Raw genomic sequence first — 13,604 nt, 5'->3', positions numbered from 1 at the left:
TCGCAAACAGTCTATTGATATCACATCAGCGGGTATGCCGGCATCGCGCATACCGCGGCGTACTTCTATTACCGGGTTGATATGCTCATGGGTAGCCTGGATGCGGGCATGGGCATCGCCAACATGGTCAGAAAGTATCTTCAGGGCATCATCGGACATCGAAAAGGACCTTTTCGGAACGGCTAGTAGGCAGGGCGGACAACCTCGCATAAATAACCCTATGCCCTGCAGGATTAAAGCGCATACTGCGGCACCTGAGCGCATAGCGGAGTCGATACTCTGCGAAGGAAGTGGCGATATCAGAGTGATCCCGAGGTTTATATGGAAAACACCCAAAATAATAGCAACAGCGTCGCCATCGTCGCCATCATTGTAGTCGGCCTGCTCATTGTTGGGGCTGGCGTTCTTTACTATAACGGCGTTTTTGGCGGCAACAGTGGCGGCGGCAGTACCAGCACCACAATTATTGAAGCCCCTGCTGCTGCAGTGAAAGAAAGCGGCGTCAGCCTGAAGTTCGAAGACAAAGATGGCGTAAAAACAGAAATTTCGACTGACTGATAACAGCCTCTCGCGAAAGCCTGCGTTGTCCATCTGAATCCCGGAGCAAGTCATTCGAAAGGTGACAGGCCCCGAGGCTCAGCTCCTTGACCTGCAGTCTATGGATCTCTCCTCGTAACAAGTCGCAACCACCTCTCACGCCCCAAATACAAAACCGCTCCCGGAAGAACCGTTGCAAGCAAGCGGACCCTTATATCATCACCTCAAGCCAACCAGATGCTCGACAACCTCGGCATGCAGAGTTACATCCCCTTCGCTGAACAGGACAAAACGGATATGTTTGACCGACGATAGCCGCGGCAAGGCATCCATCACCGTCCCGAAGGCTACCTTTGCCGCAGACTCCATTGGATAACCGAAGGCGCCCGTCGAAATGCTCGGGAACGCGAGGGAACGGACATGGTTATCCTCTGCCAGCCTGAGCGCATTTTGATAACACGAGGCCAGTAATTCGGGAGAAGGCTCGTCTACCTGATAAACCGGGCCGAGACAGTGAATGACATAATCATTGGGCAGATCGTGCCCGCCGGTAATGACCGCCTGTCCGGGCCGGATCGGCGCCAGAGGCCGGCACTCTTCCTCCAACCCTGGACCCGCCGCACGGTGGATAGCCCCGGCCACTCCGCCACCCATTCTCAACTGCGCGTTTGCAGCATTGACGATGGCTTGCATGTCGGACTGCCGAGCAATATCACCCTGCCGACATTCGAGTGTTATTCCCTGAATTTCTCGCTTCATCATGGGGCTGTCTCCAGTCAAGACGCGGTTAAAGTTCGGGAGGAATTCGGCTGGCGTCTGTCAATGTGCGAGGTCGATAATCGAGTTGAGCATCACGCCATCGCTTCCACACGCTCTCATCCACCGAAATATTGACCGCCGGCAGGCCGTTCAGGCCCGACGAATACCGTCTGCTGAATCGACCATCTCCTTCGTCACTTCTGAGTCCCTGGAACCAGGCATATGCGCCCCTCAAAAACTCCTTGAAGGAATCCCTTGGTTCGGTTTTCCAGGCGTCTCCCGCAGCGGTGAACGGTTCCAGCTTCAAGCCGGCTTTCTCCGCCTTGCCCATCATCCACTGCAAGGAAATATCCGGCAGTAGGTCAGCGGAGCCATAGCCGCCCCCGACATTGGCGTGCGCGCCGATAAACCAGCGCTGCTCCACCTCGAGGTTGCTCGGCTTCTGCCTTCCATCCTCGCTGGTCCAAAGCGGCACATCGTAAGTGGCCCTATGCTCATCCAGGGCCACCGCGTGATAGGCGCGATCCACGATGCTGGAGAGCTCGGTATCATGCCAGGCATATTTCCCCCGTTCGGAGATGACTGTGCCAGGTACTCCAAGTGCGCCGACGGTGTCCCATACGCCAATAAAATGGATCCTCGGCGTCCGGCTATATGTTTTCCTGAAAGCCCTGCAAACCTCGGAGTCTGGCGCCAGATCGTCATTGCGATAGATGCTTTCGGCCTTTTCCAGCAAGCAGGGGGTAACGATGTGCAGCAGTCCGCATTTGCGTATTAGCCCCACCAGGCTTCTTGCGGTATAGGCCCCGCGGCTGAAGCCGAATATCCAGATTTCCTCTCCTTCGCGATAACGTCTGGCCAGCCATTCGTAGCCCTCAAGCAGGTTCGTGCTGAGACCGTAGCCGAACACGCCGCCGCTGAAACGTTGCAGCTTCGAGGTACCAACTCCCGGATCATAGAAAAAGTGCTGCCGTGTCGCTCCGTCGCAATCCTGAATACGGCGCGTGATCCGGTATACATTGGTCTGATCTTCCGGGTCGTTCCAGGTCCCGTCAAAAAGCAGTATCAGTCTTTGTGTCATGGAGTCCCTCCCATCTCTGGTTGCGCTGCGCCTGGCACGATCATGTTGTCTGGCTTGTGGTCGAGTTCACACTGAGCGCGGTAACCGTGATCAGGATCAGAGCCATGCCGGATAACTGCAAACCGCCCAGGCTCTCGTCCAGGATCACAATGCCGAATAACGACGCCGTGACTGGCTCCAGCATCGCCACAATCGATGCCACGGCAGGCGCCGTGTAGTTAAGGCCAACGATGTAGAGAATGAAGGACAGGCCTGCCCCAAGTACCCCGAGCACCGCAAAAAACGGCCAATCCGCAGAGTCGGACGCAGCCACTATTCGGGCGCCTTCCGCCGGCCAGACAAGAACAGCACAAAGTACTGCTAGCGCTATGACCACAATCGCCTGCGGACTGCCGTGTGGCGCCGCGTACTTGAAGCCGAAAATGAATACTGCGTAGGACAGGCCGGCAAGCAGTCCGGAGCCTATCCCCAGTGGAGTAACGTCGCTGGCATTGATGTCGTACACACCGGTCAACAGCACGATACCCAACATTACCGCTACGATTGCGAGCCACTTGGGCGCAGTGGGTTGTTCGAGCTTGAGTGCAAAGGAAACGAGATAGACGAACACCGGCGCGCTGTACATCAGCGTGGCGGCCACCGCGACGCTGCCTTCACCTATGCTGACAAAATAGAAGGAGAAGTTCCCCGCCACGCCAAGACCGGCAACCAACGACCAGAACCACAGTGAGGAACTCGTCAGCCCGCTGCCTCCTGGGCGGAATATAAGCCAGACCACAACGAACAACAGGCCGATTCCGCCGCGATAGAACGCCACCAGAAAGGCCCCCCAGCCCTCAGCCATGAGAATAGCGGCAATTCCGCCTGACAGCCCCCAGCACATGGCTGCCGCAGCGACCAGGACTGCGCTCAGGCGCGCCCAGTTGTCTGATGCGGACAGTCTTATTTGCGATGGCGTGTGCGGTATCATTTTGCGGGCCTTTCAACGTCGACTGGGGTCGAACGGTGGACCGCAGATATGGCCGAAAGTGGCATACGATTCCGCTGTAACGATTGCCGGCGCGGGATCTTCGACTACCGCCGCTCAACAGACTTCGACAACGTGACGGATCTGAAGGGTTATTTGTTAAGGGGTAATGCCTTGCTGCAGCCATTGCCGCAGATCCGCACCGAGATGAAACTGCGGATACGACCAGCTCCCCTCCTCCATGCCGATTTCCTCTTCCCATGCTCTGACCTGCCCGTTGATCTGTTCAGACATCGCATCAGGATCGTCGAGGGACAGGCCGATGCTCTGGTACAGCGCCTTGGTGAACCAGGTCATCTCCGAATCGTCGCCACAGCCGAATGATGTGCGGTCATCACGAGCGGAGGTCAGGATCAGGGTGTCGCTGTCCTTGAGCTGATTTAGCCAGTGACCCGAGTAGCACGCAGAGATCACCAGCACCTTGCGTCGAGCGTTCAGTGATTCCAGCATTTCGGCAAAATCCTCTGGAGACAGATTGGGCAGCTCGATACCCGGCTGCTGCAACAGCAATTGTCCGTCCCGTCCGCCATGACTGACCAAATGGATAAAAAGCAGGTCCTCTTCCGGATTCATCTGCCCATCCAGCGCCTGCAGCGCAGTGGCTATTGAAGGCCGGGTAGCCAGGGGATAGGTTTCATAATCCCGGTGGTTGAGCAGCATGATGGCGCGGTTTTCAACGTCAAACTGCGCCTGCAGGCCCGCTTTGGCCACCTGGATATCTCGCATGAAAACCGATTCACTGCCGTCCCCGCCCACCGCGAGAAAGTACGCGTCAGCCACGCCGGGCCGCTCGGCTTCCAGGCTCCCGATCTGGTCGTTAAGACGCTGAAGATCCTCGGCGAGAATCTTCTCGGTCAGCGGCGCGGGTGTATCCACCGGAGCACTTTCATCCGCATCGACAAATTCACCGTATTCCCAGGCCCCTGAAATACTTTCAGCGCCCTCTGGGGCATCGGAGTAGAAATAAGAACCCTCGCCATGGTAGTACCAGTCGAGAAATTCACCCTCGTAGGTGCCGTAGTCAGTAATGTGCTTTCCCTTTACTGGCATGCCATCAGCAAACTCGGCCTCATAGACACTCCCGTTGACTTCATAGCGTCCCTGGCCGTTGAAGTCATCGTCCTTGAATGCGCCCTCATATCGGTTTTCGTCGTCTTGCCAAACACCCTGCCCGGCCATCAGGCCTTGCTGGAACTCGCCCGCATAACGCCACCCCGCTGGCGATTCGAGTTCACCCTTGCCATGCCAGTATCCTTCGTGAAACTGACCGCGGTAGATCATGCCGCTGGCAAAGCGCTGGACGCCTTCGCCATGAAAAAGCCCCTCGCTGGTGTCGCCGGAATAGGTACTGCCATCAGGCAGGCGTGCATCGGGCGGCAAAAGCTGGGAAGCGTCGCAGGCTAGCAGCGACAAAGCCGCCAGCAAGGAAAGAAACATTCGCAGGGTGCGATACAAAAAGGTGCGATGAATAAAAATCATGTTTTCTATCGTAGTCAGTAAGTGGATGGCCCTATGCTTGCCGAATATCAAGATTCATCTCCATCATAGAGCTCTGAAAACCGAACTTCTCATACACTTAGAGTGACGCCGGAGCGCGCCGCACGATCCAGTTGACCGGCACGTTAAACCTTCTTGATCAGCCCTGTTGCCAGAAAGCTTTCGAACAAAGTTACGCGCCACCATACCACTGCCCAAAAAACGCCAACAACTATCCAGCCCAGCAGCGATGGCTCCGACCATCCCCCTGACTCGGCAGCCGCGAACACGCCAAGGCCGAGCGTTCGCATAACCAAAAGCTGCAAGTAAACAGACCCGGCTTCAACAAACATGGTTTTTTCCAGAGAAAACGCACGGTTTCTTGATTTAAATAATACCCTCTAACGCCTCTGCTCACCGGTGGGAGCGCAGTGCGTAATTTATCCGTCTGCAGCAGCTGTTTAGCCGCACTATGCCCAACTCCTTAGCCGCGCGGCAATGTACGGTGCCAGGACCGTTGCCGCGAGAACAACAGGCCAGATGTTGCCATCTTTGAATGTATAGGCCTCAAGCAACTCAGGCCACGACTTGCCCTGCCAGAACCCAAACGAAAACTCAAAAACGACTGTGAGTGCGAGCCAGCCCAGCCCAACGCCCAAGAGCTGAACTGGGCCGCTAATTCGTAGCCAAGGAAATGATAAGTACGCCACACCAATGATCAATATTGAAAGCAGCAGCCCGCTCAACACGAGTGCGGCCGGGGTTCCGATCCCCGGTATAAGCACAGATTCGCGCAGTGCTCCATTGGCAACAGCCAGAACAAGAATGCAGACCCAAATCACCAATGTTTTTAAAGCGACTACCGTAAGCATAGATTGCTCCTATAGCGCCTAACGTAGAGCAAAGCCGTTGGAGGGCCGCTTGAGCGTCGGGTTAGGCCCCACTCGCCCCCGCCCCCGCCCGTGCCTGTGGAAACCAGGAAAACGCGTTGCATGCGTGTTGTCCTGGGCGTACTTTTATATTGTGTCAGGGTGTGGCGACTCTGTTCAACATTGGGAGAGAGCATATGGGCGCCCAAAGGCACGCGTAACCAACCACGCGTAACCAACCTGGAGTAGATAACCATGAGCATTTATCTAACCCGCGCTCACTACAGCCAAGAGGCCTTCAAGGGCATGATCAGCCAGCCCGCTGACCGTGAATCAGCCGCGAAGGCAATGTTTGATGCGGCCGGCATTAAGCTTCACCACATGTGGTACTCAGGAAATGGCGAAGTAATCTGTGTAGTTGAGGGCGACGCCGTATCTGGGGCCACGGCTGGTATGGTAGTGATGGCAAGCGGCGGCTTTACGAATGTGGAGTCCATTGAGTTAGTCACCATGGCGCAGATGGTCGACTCAATGAAGAGCGCTGGTGCAATCGCTGCAAAGTTCCGGCCGCCGGGGAAGTAGCCCGCGGCCAGAAGCCACCATACTTTCCAGGATAACTGGCGTTGAAACGGAGTGATTTGTGAGGCCTAACACCCGGCACTCCTGCCGATTCGTAGCCGCGAAGCGGCGGAGAAGCGGTCACCGTGCTGCCGCATGTTAGGCCTTGCTGATCTGAGGAACATACGCGGCCTCGAACTGAGGCAGATCGTCGTTGATGGCCCACCAATTGGCTTTCGATCCTGTATAGGAATGAGCCACCGGCTTTGACGACAACGGCTCATTGATCAGCCCTGCCCGAACTCGAAGCACACCAGGCAGAGCGTCTTTTTTGCTGTAGATCGGCGATCCGCACTTGCTACAAAAAACTCGCTGTTTGCCAGGCGACGCCTCAAAAGCTCTAAGCAATTCAGCCCCGCCATTTAACTGGAAAGCAGCTTCTTTGACAGGTGTATTTGTTCCGAACGGTGTGCCCTGCGCTTTGCGGCATTGGGAGCAATGGCACACTTGGATCGGCTCTAGCTCGCCCTGGATCTGAAAGTGGACCCCGCCGCATAAGCAATTACCTGTATACATAATGCCTCGCTTTTTTGTCTAACGCTTGGTTAAGGGGCGGGCTTTAGCCCGTCCCTAGTGAGCGAAGCGAACGACTTCGTTATGTCTCCGAACGCTGAACCCATACCGCTACCAAGAAAATTAAGGTAACCACGACAACCACTATATCCATGATGATCGCCGGAGCTGCTTGGCCCAAAAAAGCTTCGCCATAGACTATGACCAGTGACACAAAAATTGCTTTACTCAGCGCGCCTATAGTGGCGGAAAAGATCCTGTGTTTTTCGACTAATGCTCCGTATATTAAAACTATGCCAATAATGCCGACCAGGGCTGACCAACTGCGCACAATTATGGACTCTAGGTTGCCGTTAAATGAAGCGCCGAACATTGATTCCAGTGCTGCTTGAGGAGCTATAAGACCATAAAACATTGTGGCTGTTAGTGCGCCAGACGCCAGCATGACCCATTTAAAGTTTCTTGTTATGAATTTCATAGTTCCCTCATGTCCTTGTAATGGGTGGTGTTACATGAACCTGCTTTGCGGCATAACGTAGAGCTTTTCGGCAATTTTGTAACCGAGAAGCAGTGAAGAAATTGTCCGGCAAAAGCGACTGGTTATAGCGCCCGCCATCAGAAACGGGTGTCGTTTTCACAAGGTATACCATCACGATCCCCATCCATTTTTGTATTGGGGCAGTTTCTTGTGAAAAACTCAGCTTCGGCTCTAGACGTCATTTGGCTGCAATGTTGGCGCCCATCACATTTGAAGCTATGCCGGAGATTCTGAGTAGCTACTTCGCTATGCAGATCTGCTGAACCGGAGCTGCGTGCCGTACCTCTAGGCGCCGTTTCTAGATTTTTTGTGTAAAAGCTCCACGCGCCGAAACTGATAAGAGCTATAAGAATTATTTTTTTCAAACTCAGGACCCTAAGATGATAGCGCTATAACGCTTGGCTTTGCGGCGTGCCGGAGCGCAGCGTAGGTGCGTCCGCCAACAGCCACTGGTTATGTGTTGGTAGCTCAACCTGGCAGCCCCCTGAACTTTGGCACGTCCTCCAACCTCTCGTCCCAAACAGCTTTGCTGGATGAAAAGATATGCGCTGTTGGCGCCATAGAGATTTTAGTGTCCATGCACCCTGCCGGGACGACGAGCAAGCCTGGGATCTGAGTACTTGGCAATGCCGAGCCACACAACTTACAAAAGCTTTTGTTATGACGAGTGTTTGGAATCGTAAAGGACGTCCCAGCATCTGCGCCAGATCGCCAGACCAATTTTGCTGACTGAGAGAATAGATTTGCCGCATGAGCCGACCCCGTATCTTTTTGGCAATGCTGACAATGACACAGGTAAAAGCTATCGAAGTCACCTCTTACCTCAAAGTTCACGGCACCGCACAGACAAGAACCAAGATGATCAGTCATCAAAACCTCTTCCATGGCATGTGGATAAAATACACATACCGCCGCCAACACGTGCACCTTTGTAGTGGCGGAAAAGCCGCAATGAAAAAACTGTCGCCGTGCTTGGCTTGGTTATGTTTTGGTACCAACAAACCGTGACCTCAACTCATCCGATGGCACCATACAGGCTTCTGTCCGACCAAAAAGCTTATAGCGATTGCGGGCAAACTGTTTATAAGCGGCGTCTCTGATCGGCGTTGGCACGACCTTGAATACATTAAACAGGAACCATAGTCCTGTCAGGTTTTTTGCTATCTCCAGGGCCGCATCGGAAAACACATAGCAACGATCATTTTTTATGAGCAAAAAGGTGTCAACTCCAACGTTCGGAACGTTAAACCTCACCATGAGTTCATGCGCCAGCTCGCTTTGCATCGGTGTGAACGCAAATACTCCGTCTGGATCTCTCTTGATGATGAAATTCACAGCCCCATTGCAGAAATTGCAAACACCATCGAAGACCACGATATGCCGATTATCCATATGCCTCTAAAAAACATAACGCCCAGCTTTGGGGCGGTCTTGTAGCCGCGAAGCGGCGGAGAGGCCGTCCCAGCCCCGCAGGAGCGACACCATCCAATTGTTAGTAGATTCTTTACTCATACTTTAAGTGGTGCTTGTAGAGATACTCGACGTTCACCGGCGTCATTTGTGCGCCACGGCATGATGGAATTTTGCTTTCCATAAATAGCTGCGATAGATCATCTATCGGCCATGGTGAATTTGATTTTTCGAGTATCAAATAAAGCTCAGCGGCTGCGCGGCTGCGAATCAAGGACATCGATTTCGATAAGCAGGTCATCATTGTTCGTGACGGCAAGGGCGCGAAGGATCGGACCACGCTTTTGCCCGCGGGGCTGAGCCTTTTTCAGGCACGCTACCGCCCGATCCTGTTCCCGGACAATTGGAAGATACGTTTAGTTGGTTTGAAAGGAGTGCAGGCGGTCCGTGCCTGGGAGGCGGGGTGTTTCTGGCATTCCTTTGCTGGATTCGAGATTAATCCAGAGCAACAGGTATTGTCCAAGAGGATTTTCAACTGGAGTGATGTACTTCCCAAAAACAACACCCCGGCAGGCACCGGGGTGTTGTGTACCGATAGGGGTGGCGTTAGCCGACCCACACCCGGGCATTGCGGAACATGCGCATCCAGGCGCCGTCTTCGCTCCACTCGCTGGGGTGCCAGGAGTTTTGTGAGGCGCGGAAGACGCGTTCCGGGTGGGGCATCATGATGGTGACGCGGCCATCGCGTGTGGTCAGGCCGGTGATGCCGCGGGCAGAGCCGCCGGGGTTGGCGGGGTAACGTTCAGTCATGCGGCCGCGGTTATCCACGTAGCGCAGCGCAACGCTGTTGCTGGCTTCGCAGGCATCCACCGCTGAAGTATCAGCGAATTCGGCGTGGCCTTCACCATGGGCAATGGCGATGGGCAACTGGGAGCCGACCATGCCGCTGAGGAAGATCGACGGTGATGGCTGGATTTCGACCATGGCTACCCGCGCTTCAAACTGCTCCGAGCGGTTACGCACGAAGTGCGGCCAGTGCTCGCTGCCGGGGATGAGCTCACGCAGGTTGGAAAGCATCTGGCAGCCGTTGCACACACCCAGTGCAAAGGTATCCGGGCGGGCAAAGAACGCGCTGAAGTCTTCCCGTGCCTGGGCATTGAACAGGATCGACTTGGCCCAACCTTCACCGGCGCCAAGTACGTCACCGTAGGAGAAGCCACCACAGGCGACCAGCCCGCGGAAGTCTTCCAGATGCACCCTGCCGCTGAGAATGTCGCTCATATGCACGTCTACGGCGGTGAAGCCGGCGCGCGTAAATGCGGCGGCCATTTCTACCTGACCGTTGACGCCCTGCTCGCGCAGGATGGCCATACGCGGACGAGCGCTGCCGCCAATGTAGGGCGCGGCCACGTCTTCATTAATGTCGAAACTGACAAGGGCATGCAGGCCGGGGTTGGCGTCATCGGCCAGCAACTCGAATTCCTGATCCGCACAGTCAGGGTTGTCGCGCATACGCTGAATATGCCAACTGGTCTCGCTCCAGGCACGCTGCCAGCTTGCCCGGGAGCCGGTCAATACGGCCTCGTCGGCGAAGTTGAAGCTGAAATTCTGTTGCATCTGCGGCTGCCCGATGACAGCGCTGCAGTCACCCAGACCGGCTGCCGACAGCTGGCTGAGTACGGCTTCGGTGTCGCTCTGGCGCACCTGGATAACAGCACCGAGCTCTTCATTGAACAGCGCGGCAGGCAGTTCGCTGGCGTCATCGGCCAATACGTCGAGCTGGATCTGCAGACCGCAGTGGCCGGCAAATGCCATCTCGGCGAGGGTAGTCAGCAGGCCGCCGTCGGAACGGTCGTGATAGGCCAGCAGCAGTTCATCCTGGTTCAACCCCTGGATCACGGCGAAGAAGGCTTTCAGATCTTCGGCGTCGTCCAGATCCGGCGCGGTCTGGCCGATGCTGTTATACACCTGCGCCAGCGCGGACCCGCCGAGGCGGTTCCTGCCGCGGCCCAGGTCGATCAGGATCAGGTCGGTGTCGCCCTGGTCCAGATGTAGCTGTGGAGTCAGAGTGGCGCGCACGTCCTGCACCGGTGCAAAGCCGGTGACGACCAGGGACATCGGCGAGGTGACGCTGCGATCTTCGCCGGCATCTTCCCAGCGGGTCTTCATCGACATGGAGTCCTTGCCCACCGGCACGGTGATGCCGAGGGCCGGGCACAATTCCATACCGACGGCGCGCACCGTGTCGTACAGACGGGCATCTTCGCCGGGGTGGCCGGCAGCGGCCATCCAGTTGGCGGAGAGGCGAATATCAGAGATGTTGTCGATACGTGACGCAGCCAGGTTGGTGATGGCCTCGGCAACAGCCATGCGGCCGGAAGCCGGGGCATCGAGCAGCGCCAGCGGCGTGCGCTCGCCCATGGCCATGGCTTCGCCGGTATACACATCAAAACTGCTGGCAGTCACGGCGCAATCAGCGACCGGCACCTGCCAGGGGCCGACCATCTGGTCGCGGGCGACCAGGCCGGTAATGCTGCGGTCACCAATGGTGATCAGGAAGCTCTTGCTGGCTACCGAAGGCAGACGCAATACGCGATTGACCGCCTCTTCCAGCGGCAAGGCACTGGCGTCGAAGTCGTCCTGGGGCTCGGCTTCACGCTCGACGCTGCGGTGCATGCGCGGCGGCTTGCCAAGCAGAACCGATAGCGGCATGTCGACCGGCTGGTTGTCAAAATGGCTGTCCGTCAGGGTCAGCAGCTGCTCTTCGGTGGCTTCACCGACGACGGCGAAGGGACAACGCTCACGCTCGCAGATGGCCTGGAAACGATCGAAATCGCTGTTGTCCACGGCCATGACATAGCGTTCCTGGGATTCGTTCGACCAGATTGCCAGCGGGCTCATGCCGGGCTCGTCGTTCGGCACGTTACGCAGCTCGAAACGCCCGCCGCGGCCGCCATCATTGACCAGTTCGGGGAAGGCGTTGGACAAGCCGCCGGCACCCACGTCATGGATGAACGCGATCGGATTCTTGTCGCCCAGCTGCCAGCAGCGGTCGATCACTTCCTGGCAGCGGCGTTCCATTTCCGGGTTTTCGCGCTGCACCGAGGCAAAATCCAGATCTTCGGCACTGCTGCCGGTATCCATGGACGAGGCGGCACCGCCACCCAGACCGATCAACATCGCCGGGCCGCCGAGCACGATCAGCTTGGCGCCGACAGTGATTTCGGCCTTTTCCACGTGGTTGGCGCGGATGTTGCCCATCCCGCCGGCAATCATGATCGGCTTGTGGTAGCCGCGGATCTCGGGGCCGCGCGGCGAGCTGACGGTCTGCTCGTATGTACGGAAATACCCGGTCAGGTTCGGCCGACCAAATTCATTGTTGAACGCAGCGGCGCCCAGCGGGCCATCTATCATGATCTGCAGCGGGGTGACGATCCGCCCGGGCTTGCCGTTGTCTTCTTCCCACGGCTGGACGAAGCCCGGGATGCGCAGGTTGGAAACAGTAAATCCGGAAAGACCGGCCTTGGGCTTGCCGCCACGACCAGTGGCGCCTTCGTCACGGATCTCGCCACCCGAGCCAGTCGCCGCCCCAGGGAAGGGGGCAATCGCGGTCGGGTGGTTGTGTGTCTCGACCTTCATCAGGATGTGCACAGGCTCCTCGTGGGCGCGGTATTCAGCACTACCGGCTACCGGGAAGAAGCGACCGGCGACAAAGCCCTCGATCACTGCAGCGTTGTCCTTGTAGGCGGACAGCACGCCTTCGCTGTGCAATTGATAGGTGTTCTTGATCATGCCGAACAGGCTCTTGTCCTGCGCCTGGCCGTCGATATCCCAGCTGGCATTGAAGATCTTGTGGCGGCAATGCTCGGAGTTGGCCTGGGCGAACATCATCAGTTCGACGTCACTGGGATTGCGCTTGAGCTCCTTGAAGCTGTCGACCAGGTAATCGATTTCGTCATCGGCCAGTGCCAGGCCCAGGCTGATATTCGCCTGGGCCAGTGCTTCACGCCCGCCGCCGAGAATATCCACGCGCTGGAACGGTTGCGGTTCGGCATGGCGGAACAGGTCGGCGGCTGCCTCTACGTTATCCAGCACGCGCTCGGTCATGCGGTCGTGCAACAGGGCTGCTACCTGCTTCTGATCAGCGTCGCTCAGCTCGCCACTCTCGCTGGTCACGTGATAAGCGATGCCTCGCTCCAGGCGAATCACAGACTCCAGACCGCAGTTATGCGCGATATCGGTGGCCTTGCTTGACCAGGGCGAGATGGTGCCGAAACGGGGTACGACCAGAAACTGTGTGCCCTGGGCCTCTTCTGCCGGCACCGAGGGGCCGTAGCGCAGAATGCGCTCGAGCACCTCCAGTTGGGCTTCGTCGAGCGCTTCGCGCAGCTCGGCAAAGTGTATGAACTCGGCATACACGGCGCTCACGCCGGGAACCCGTTCCTGCAGTCGGGCGAGAAGCTTGTCACGGCGGAATTGGGAAAGGGCTGGGGCGCCACGCAGTGTATGCATGCTGGTTACGGCCTCGGAGAAGTGTAAAAAGGAAGGCGCATAGGATACCCCAAGCTGGCTCCGGGGGCCATGGCAGGCTGATGACACATGGTCGAACAGCAAGCAGCTATTTACCCCCTGCACTTTTGCATATACTGATGCCATGCCAGCAAAATTGACTCGACTCACTCTGCTGCCGCTGTCGGCCACTGTCCTTGTTGCGGCGCTGTTGTCGGGCTGCGAGCAAGCCACTACCCACCTGGAGCAAATGCGCGACCAGGGCGT

The 13,604-nt window shown here is 56.9% G+C and carries 14 protein-coding genes and 1 pseudogene; 3 read left to right on the top strand and 12 right to left on the bottom strand.

Annotated elements, in window-relative coordinates; genetic code table 11:
* Positions 1-321: 321 nt before the first annotated feature.
* Positions 322-558: a hypothetical protein gene (locus tag ABYA88_RS12950; protein ID WP_373187773.1), complete on the top strand. Its 237-nt coding sequence runs from the start codon at positions 322-324 to the stop codon at positions 556-558.
* 198 nt (positions 559-756) lie between these two features.
* Here the strand turns inward: ABYA88_RS12950 and ABYA88_RS12945 are convergent, their stop codons facing one another.
* The 6 genes from ABYA88_RS12945 to ABYA88_RS12920 form a co-directional block, all read right to left on the bottom strand.
* Positions 757-1,299: a macro domain-containing protein gene (locus ABYA88_RS12945; protein WP_373187772.1), complete on the bottom strand. Its 543-nt coding sequence runs from the start codon at positions 1,297-1,299 to the stop codon at positions 757-759.
* Positions 1,300-1,324: 25 nt separating this feature from the next.
* Entirely contained in the window at positions 1,325-2,377 is a 1,053-nt protein-coding gene (locus tag ABYA88_RS12940) for a DUF2235 domain-containing protein (protein WP_373187771.1), read from the bottom strand.
* 40 nt (positions 2,378-2,417) lie between these two features.
* Entirely contained in the window at positions 2,418-3,260 is an 843-nt protein-coding gene (locus ABYA88_RS12935) for a DMT family transporter (RefSeq protein ID WP_373187774.1), read from the bottom strand.
* A 243-nt stretch (positions 3,261-3,503) separates the two neighbouring features.
* Positions 3,504-4,883, bottom strand: coding sequence for a C13 family peptidase (locus tag ABYA88_RS12930; RefSeq protein WP_373187770.1), 1,380 nt, complete (start codon positions 4,881-4,883; stop codon positions 3,504-3,506).
* Positions 4,884-5,026: 143 nt separating this feature from the next.
* Entirely contained in the window at positions 5,027-5,233 is a 207-nt protein-coding gene (locus ABYA88_RS12925; protein WP_373187769.1) for a hypothetical protein, read from the bottom strand.
* Between the two features lie 117 nt (positions 5,234-5,350).
* Positions 5,351-5,752: a hypothetical protein gene (locus tag ABYA88_RS12920; RefSeq protein ID WP_373187768.1), complete on the bottom strand. Its 402-nt coding sequence runs from the start codon at positions 5,750-5,752 to the stop codon at positions 5,351-5,353.
* 252 nt (positions 5,753-6,004) lie between these two features.
* Between ABYA88_RS12920 and ABYA88_RS12915 the strand changes: the two genes are divergently transcribed.
* Entirely contained in the window at positions 6,005-6,331 is a 327-nt protein-coding gene (locus ABYA88_RS12915; protein WP_373187767.1) for a GYD domain-containing protein, read from the top strand.
* 135 nt (positions 6,332-6,466) lie between these two features.
* Here ABYA88_RS12915 and ABYA88_RS12910 read toward each other — a convergent pair whose 3' ends face one another.
* The 5 genes from ABYA88_RS12910 to ABYA88_RS12890 form a co-directional block, all read right to left on the bottom strand.
* Positions 6,467-6,883 carry a GFA family protein gene (locus ABYA88_RS12910; RefSeq protein ID WP_373187766.1) on the bottom strand — a complete coding sequence of 139 codons (417 nt, stop codon included), beginning with the start codon at positions 6,881-6,883 and terminating at the stop codon, positions 6,467-6,469.
* Between the two features lie 79 nt (positions 6,884-6,962).
* Positions 6,963-7,358: a hypothetical protein gene (locus ABYA88_RS12905; protein ID WP_373187765.1), complete on the bottom strand. Its 396-nt coding sequence runs from the start codon at positions 7,356-7,358 to the stop codon at positions 6,963-6,965.
* A gap of 137 nt (positions 7,359-7,495) precedes the next feature.
* Entirely contained in the window at positions 7,496-7,783 is a 288-nt protein-coding gene (locus ABYA88_RS12900; RefSeq protein WP_373187764.1) for an excalibur calcium-binding domain-containing protein, read from the bottom strand.
* Between the two features lie 103 nt (positions 7,784-7,886).
* On the bottom strand, positions 7,887-8,288 hold the full coding sequence (locus ABYA88_RS12895) for a GFA family protein (RefSeq protein ID WP_373187763.1): 402 nt from the start codon (positions 8,286-8,288) through the stop codon (positions 7,887-7,889).
* 111 nt (positions 8,289-8,399) lie between these two features.
* Positions 8,400-8,810 (bottom strand): thiol-disulfide oxidoreductase DCC family protein, encoded by a 411-nt coding sequence (locus ABYA88_RS12890; RefSeq protein WP_373187762.1) that lies wholly within the window; start codon positions 8,808-8,810, stop codon positions 8,400-8,402.
* A gap of 272 nt (positions 8,811-9,082) precedes the next feature.
* Between ABYA88_RS12890 and ABYA88_RS12885 the strand changes: the two are divergent.
* Positions 9,083-9,187, top strand: a pseudogene (locus ABYA88_RS12885) (recombinase XerD); the annotation flags it as partial.
* A 247-nt stretch (positions 9,188-9,434) separates the two neighbouring features.
* Here ABYA88_RS12885 and purL read toward each other — a convergent pair.
* A complete protein-coding gene (purL, locus tag ABYA88_RS12880; RefSeq protein WP_373187760.1) occupies positions 9,435-13,340 on the bottom strand; it encodes a phosphoribosylformylglycinamidine synthase in 3,906 nt (1,301 codons plus the stop codon).
* Positions 13,341-13,604: the final 264 nt, after the last annotated feature.

The organism is Halopseudomonas sp., assembly GCF_041579695.1.
Lineage (GTDB): Bacteria > Pseudomonadota > Gammaproteobacteria > Pseudomonadales > Pseudomonadaceae > Halopseudomonas.
Note: the sequence above shows the minus strand (reverse complement) of the source record. Positions and strands in the feature narration are given on the sequence as shown.

What these genes read in the sequence shown, in the direction of transcription:
- ABYA88_RS12950 (WP_373187773.1), top strand. Translation starts at nt 322, where the DNA reads ATGGAAAACACCCAAAATAATAGCAACAGCGTCGCCATCGTCGCCATC.
- ABYA88_RS12945 (WP_373187772.1), bottom strand. Translation starts at nt 1,299, where the DNA reads ATGATGAAGCGAGAAATTCAGGGAATAACACTCGAATGTCGGCAGGGT.
- ABYA88_RS12940 (WP_373187771.1), bottom strand. Translation starts at nt 2,377, where the DNA reads ATGACACAAAGACTGATACTGCTTTTTGACGGGACCTGGAACGACCCG.
- ABYA88_RS12935 (WP_373187774.1), bottom strand. Translation starts at nt 3,260, where the DNA reads ATGTGCTGGGGGCTGTCAGGCGGAATTGCCGCTATTCTCATGGCTGAG.
- ABYA88_RS12930 (WP_373187770.1), bottom strand. Translation starts at nt 4,883, where the DNA reads ATGATTTTTATTCATCGCACCTTTTTGTATCGCACCCTGCGAATGTTT.
- ABYA88_RS12925 (WP_373187769.1), bottom strand. Translation starts at nt 5,233, where the DNA reads ATGTTTGTTGAAGCCGGGTCTGTTTACTTGCAGCTTTTGGTTATGCGA.
- ABYA88_RS12920 (WP_373187768.1), bottom strand. Translation starts at nt 5,752, where the DNA reads ATGCTTACGGTAGTCGCTTTAAAAACATTGGTGATTTGGGTCTGCATT.
- ABYA88_RS12915 (WP_373187767.1), top strand. Translation starts at nt 6,005, where the DNA reads ATGAGCATTTATCTAACCCGCGCTCACTACAGCCAAGAGGCCTTCAAG.
- ABYA88_RS12910 (WP_373187766.1), bottom strand. Translation starts at nt 6,883, where the DNA reads ATGTATACAGGTAATTGCTTATGCGGCGGGGTCCACTTTCAGATCCAG.
- ABYA88_RS12905 (WP_373187765.1), bottom strand. Translation starts at nt 7,358, where the DNA reads ATGAAATTCATAACAAGAAACTTTAAATGGGTCATGCTGGCGTCTGGC.
- ABYA88_RS12895 (WP_373187763.1), bottom strand. Translation starts at nt 8,288, where the DNA reads ATGACTGATCATCTTGGTTCTTGTCTGTGCGGTGCCGTGAACTTTGAG.
- ABYA88_RS12890 (WP_373187762.1), bottom strand. Translation starts at nt 8,810, where the DNA reads ATGGATAATCGGCATATCGTGGTCTTCGATGGTGTTTGCAATTTCTGC.
- purL (WP_373187760.1), bottom strand. Translation starts at nt 13,340, where the DNA reads ATGCATACACTGCGTGGCGCCCCAGCCCTTTCCCAATTCCGCCGTGAC.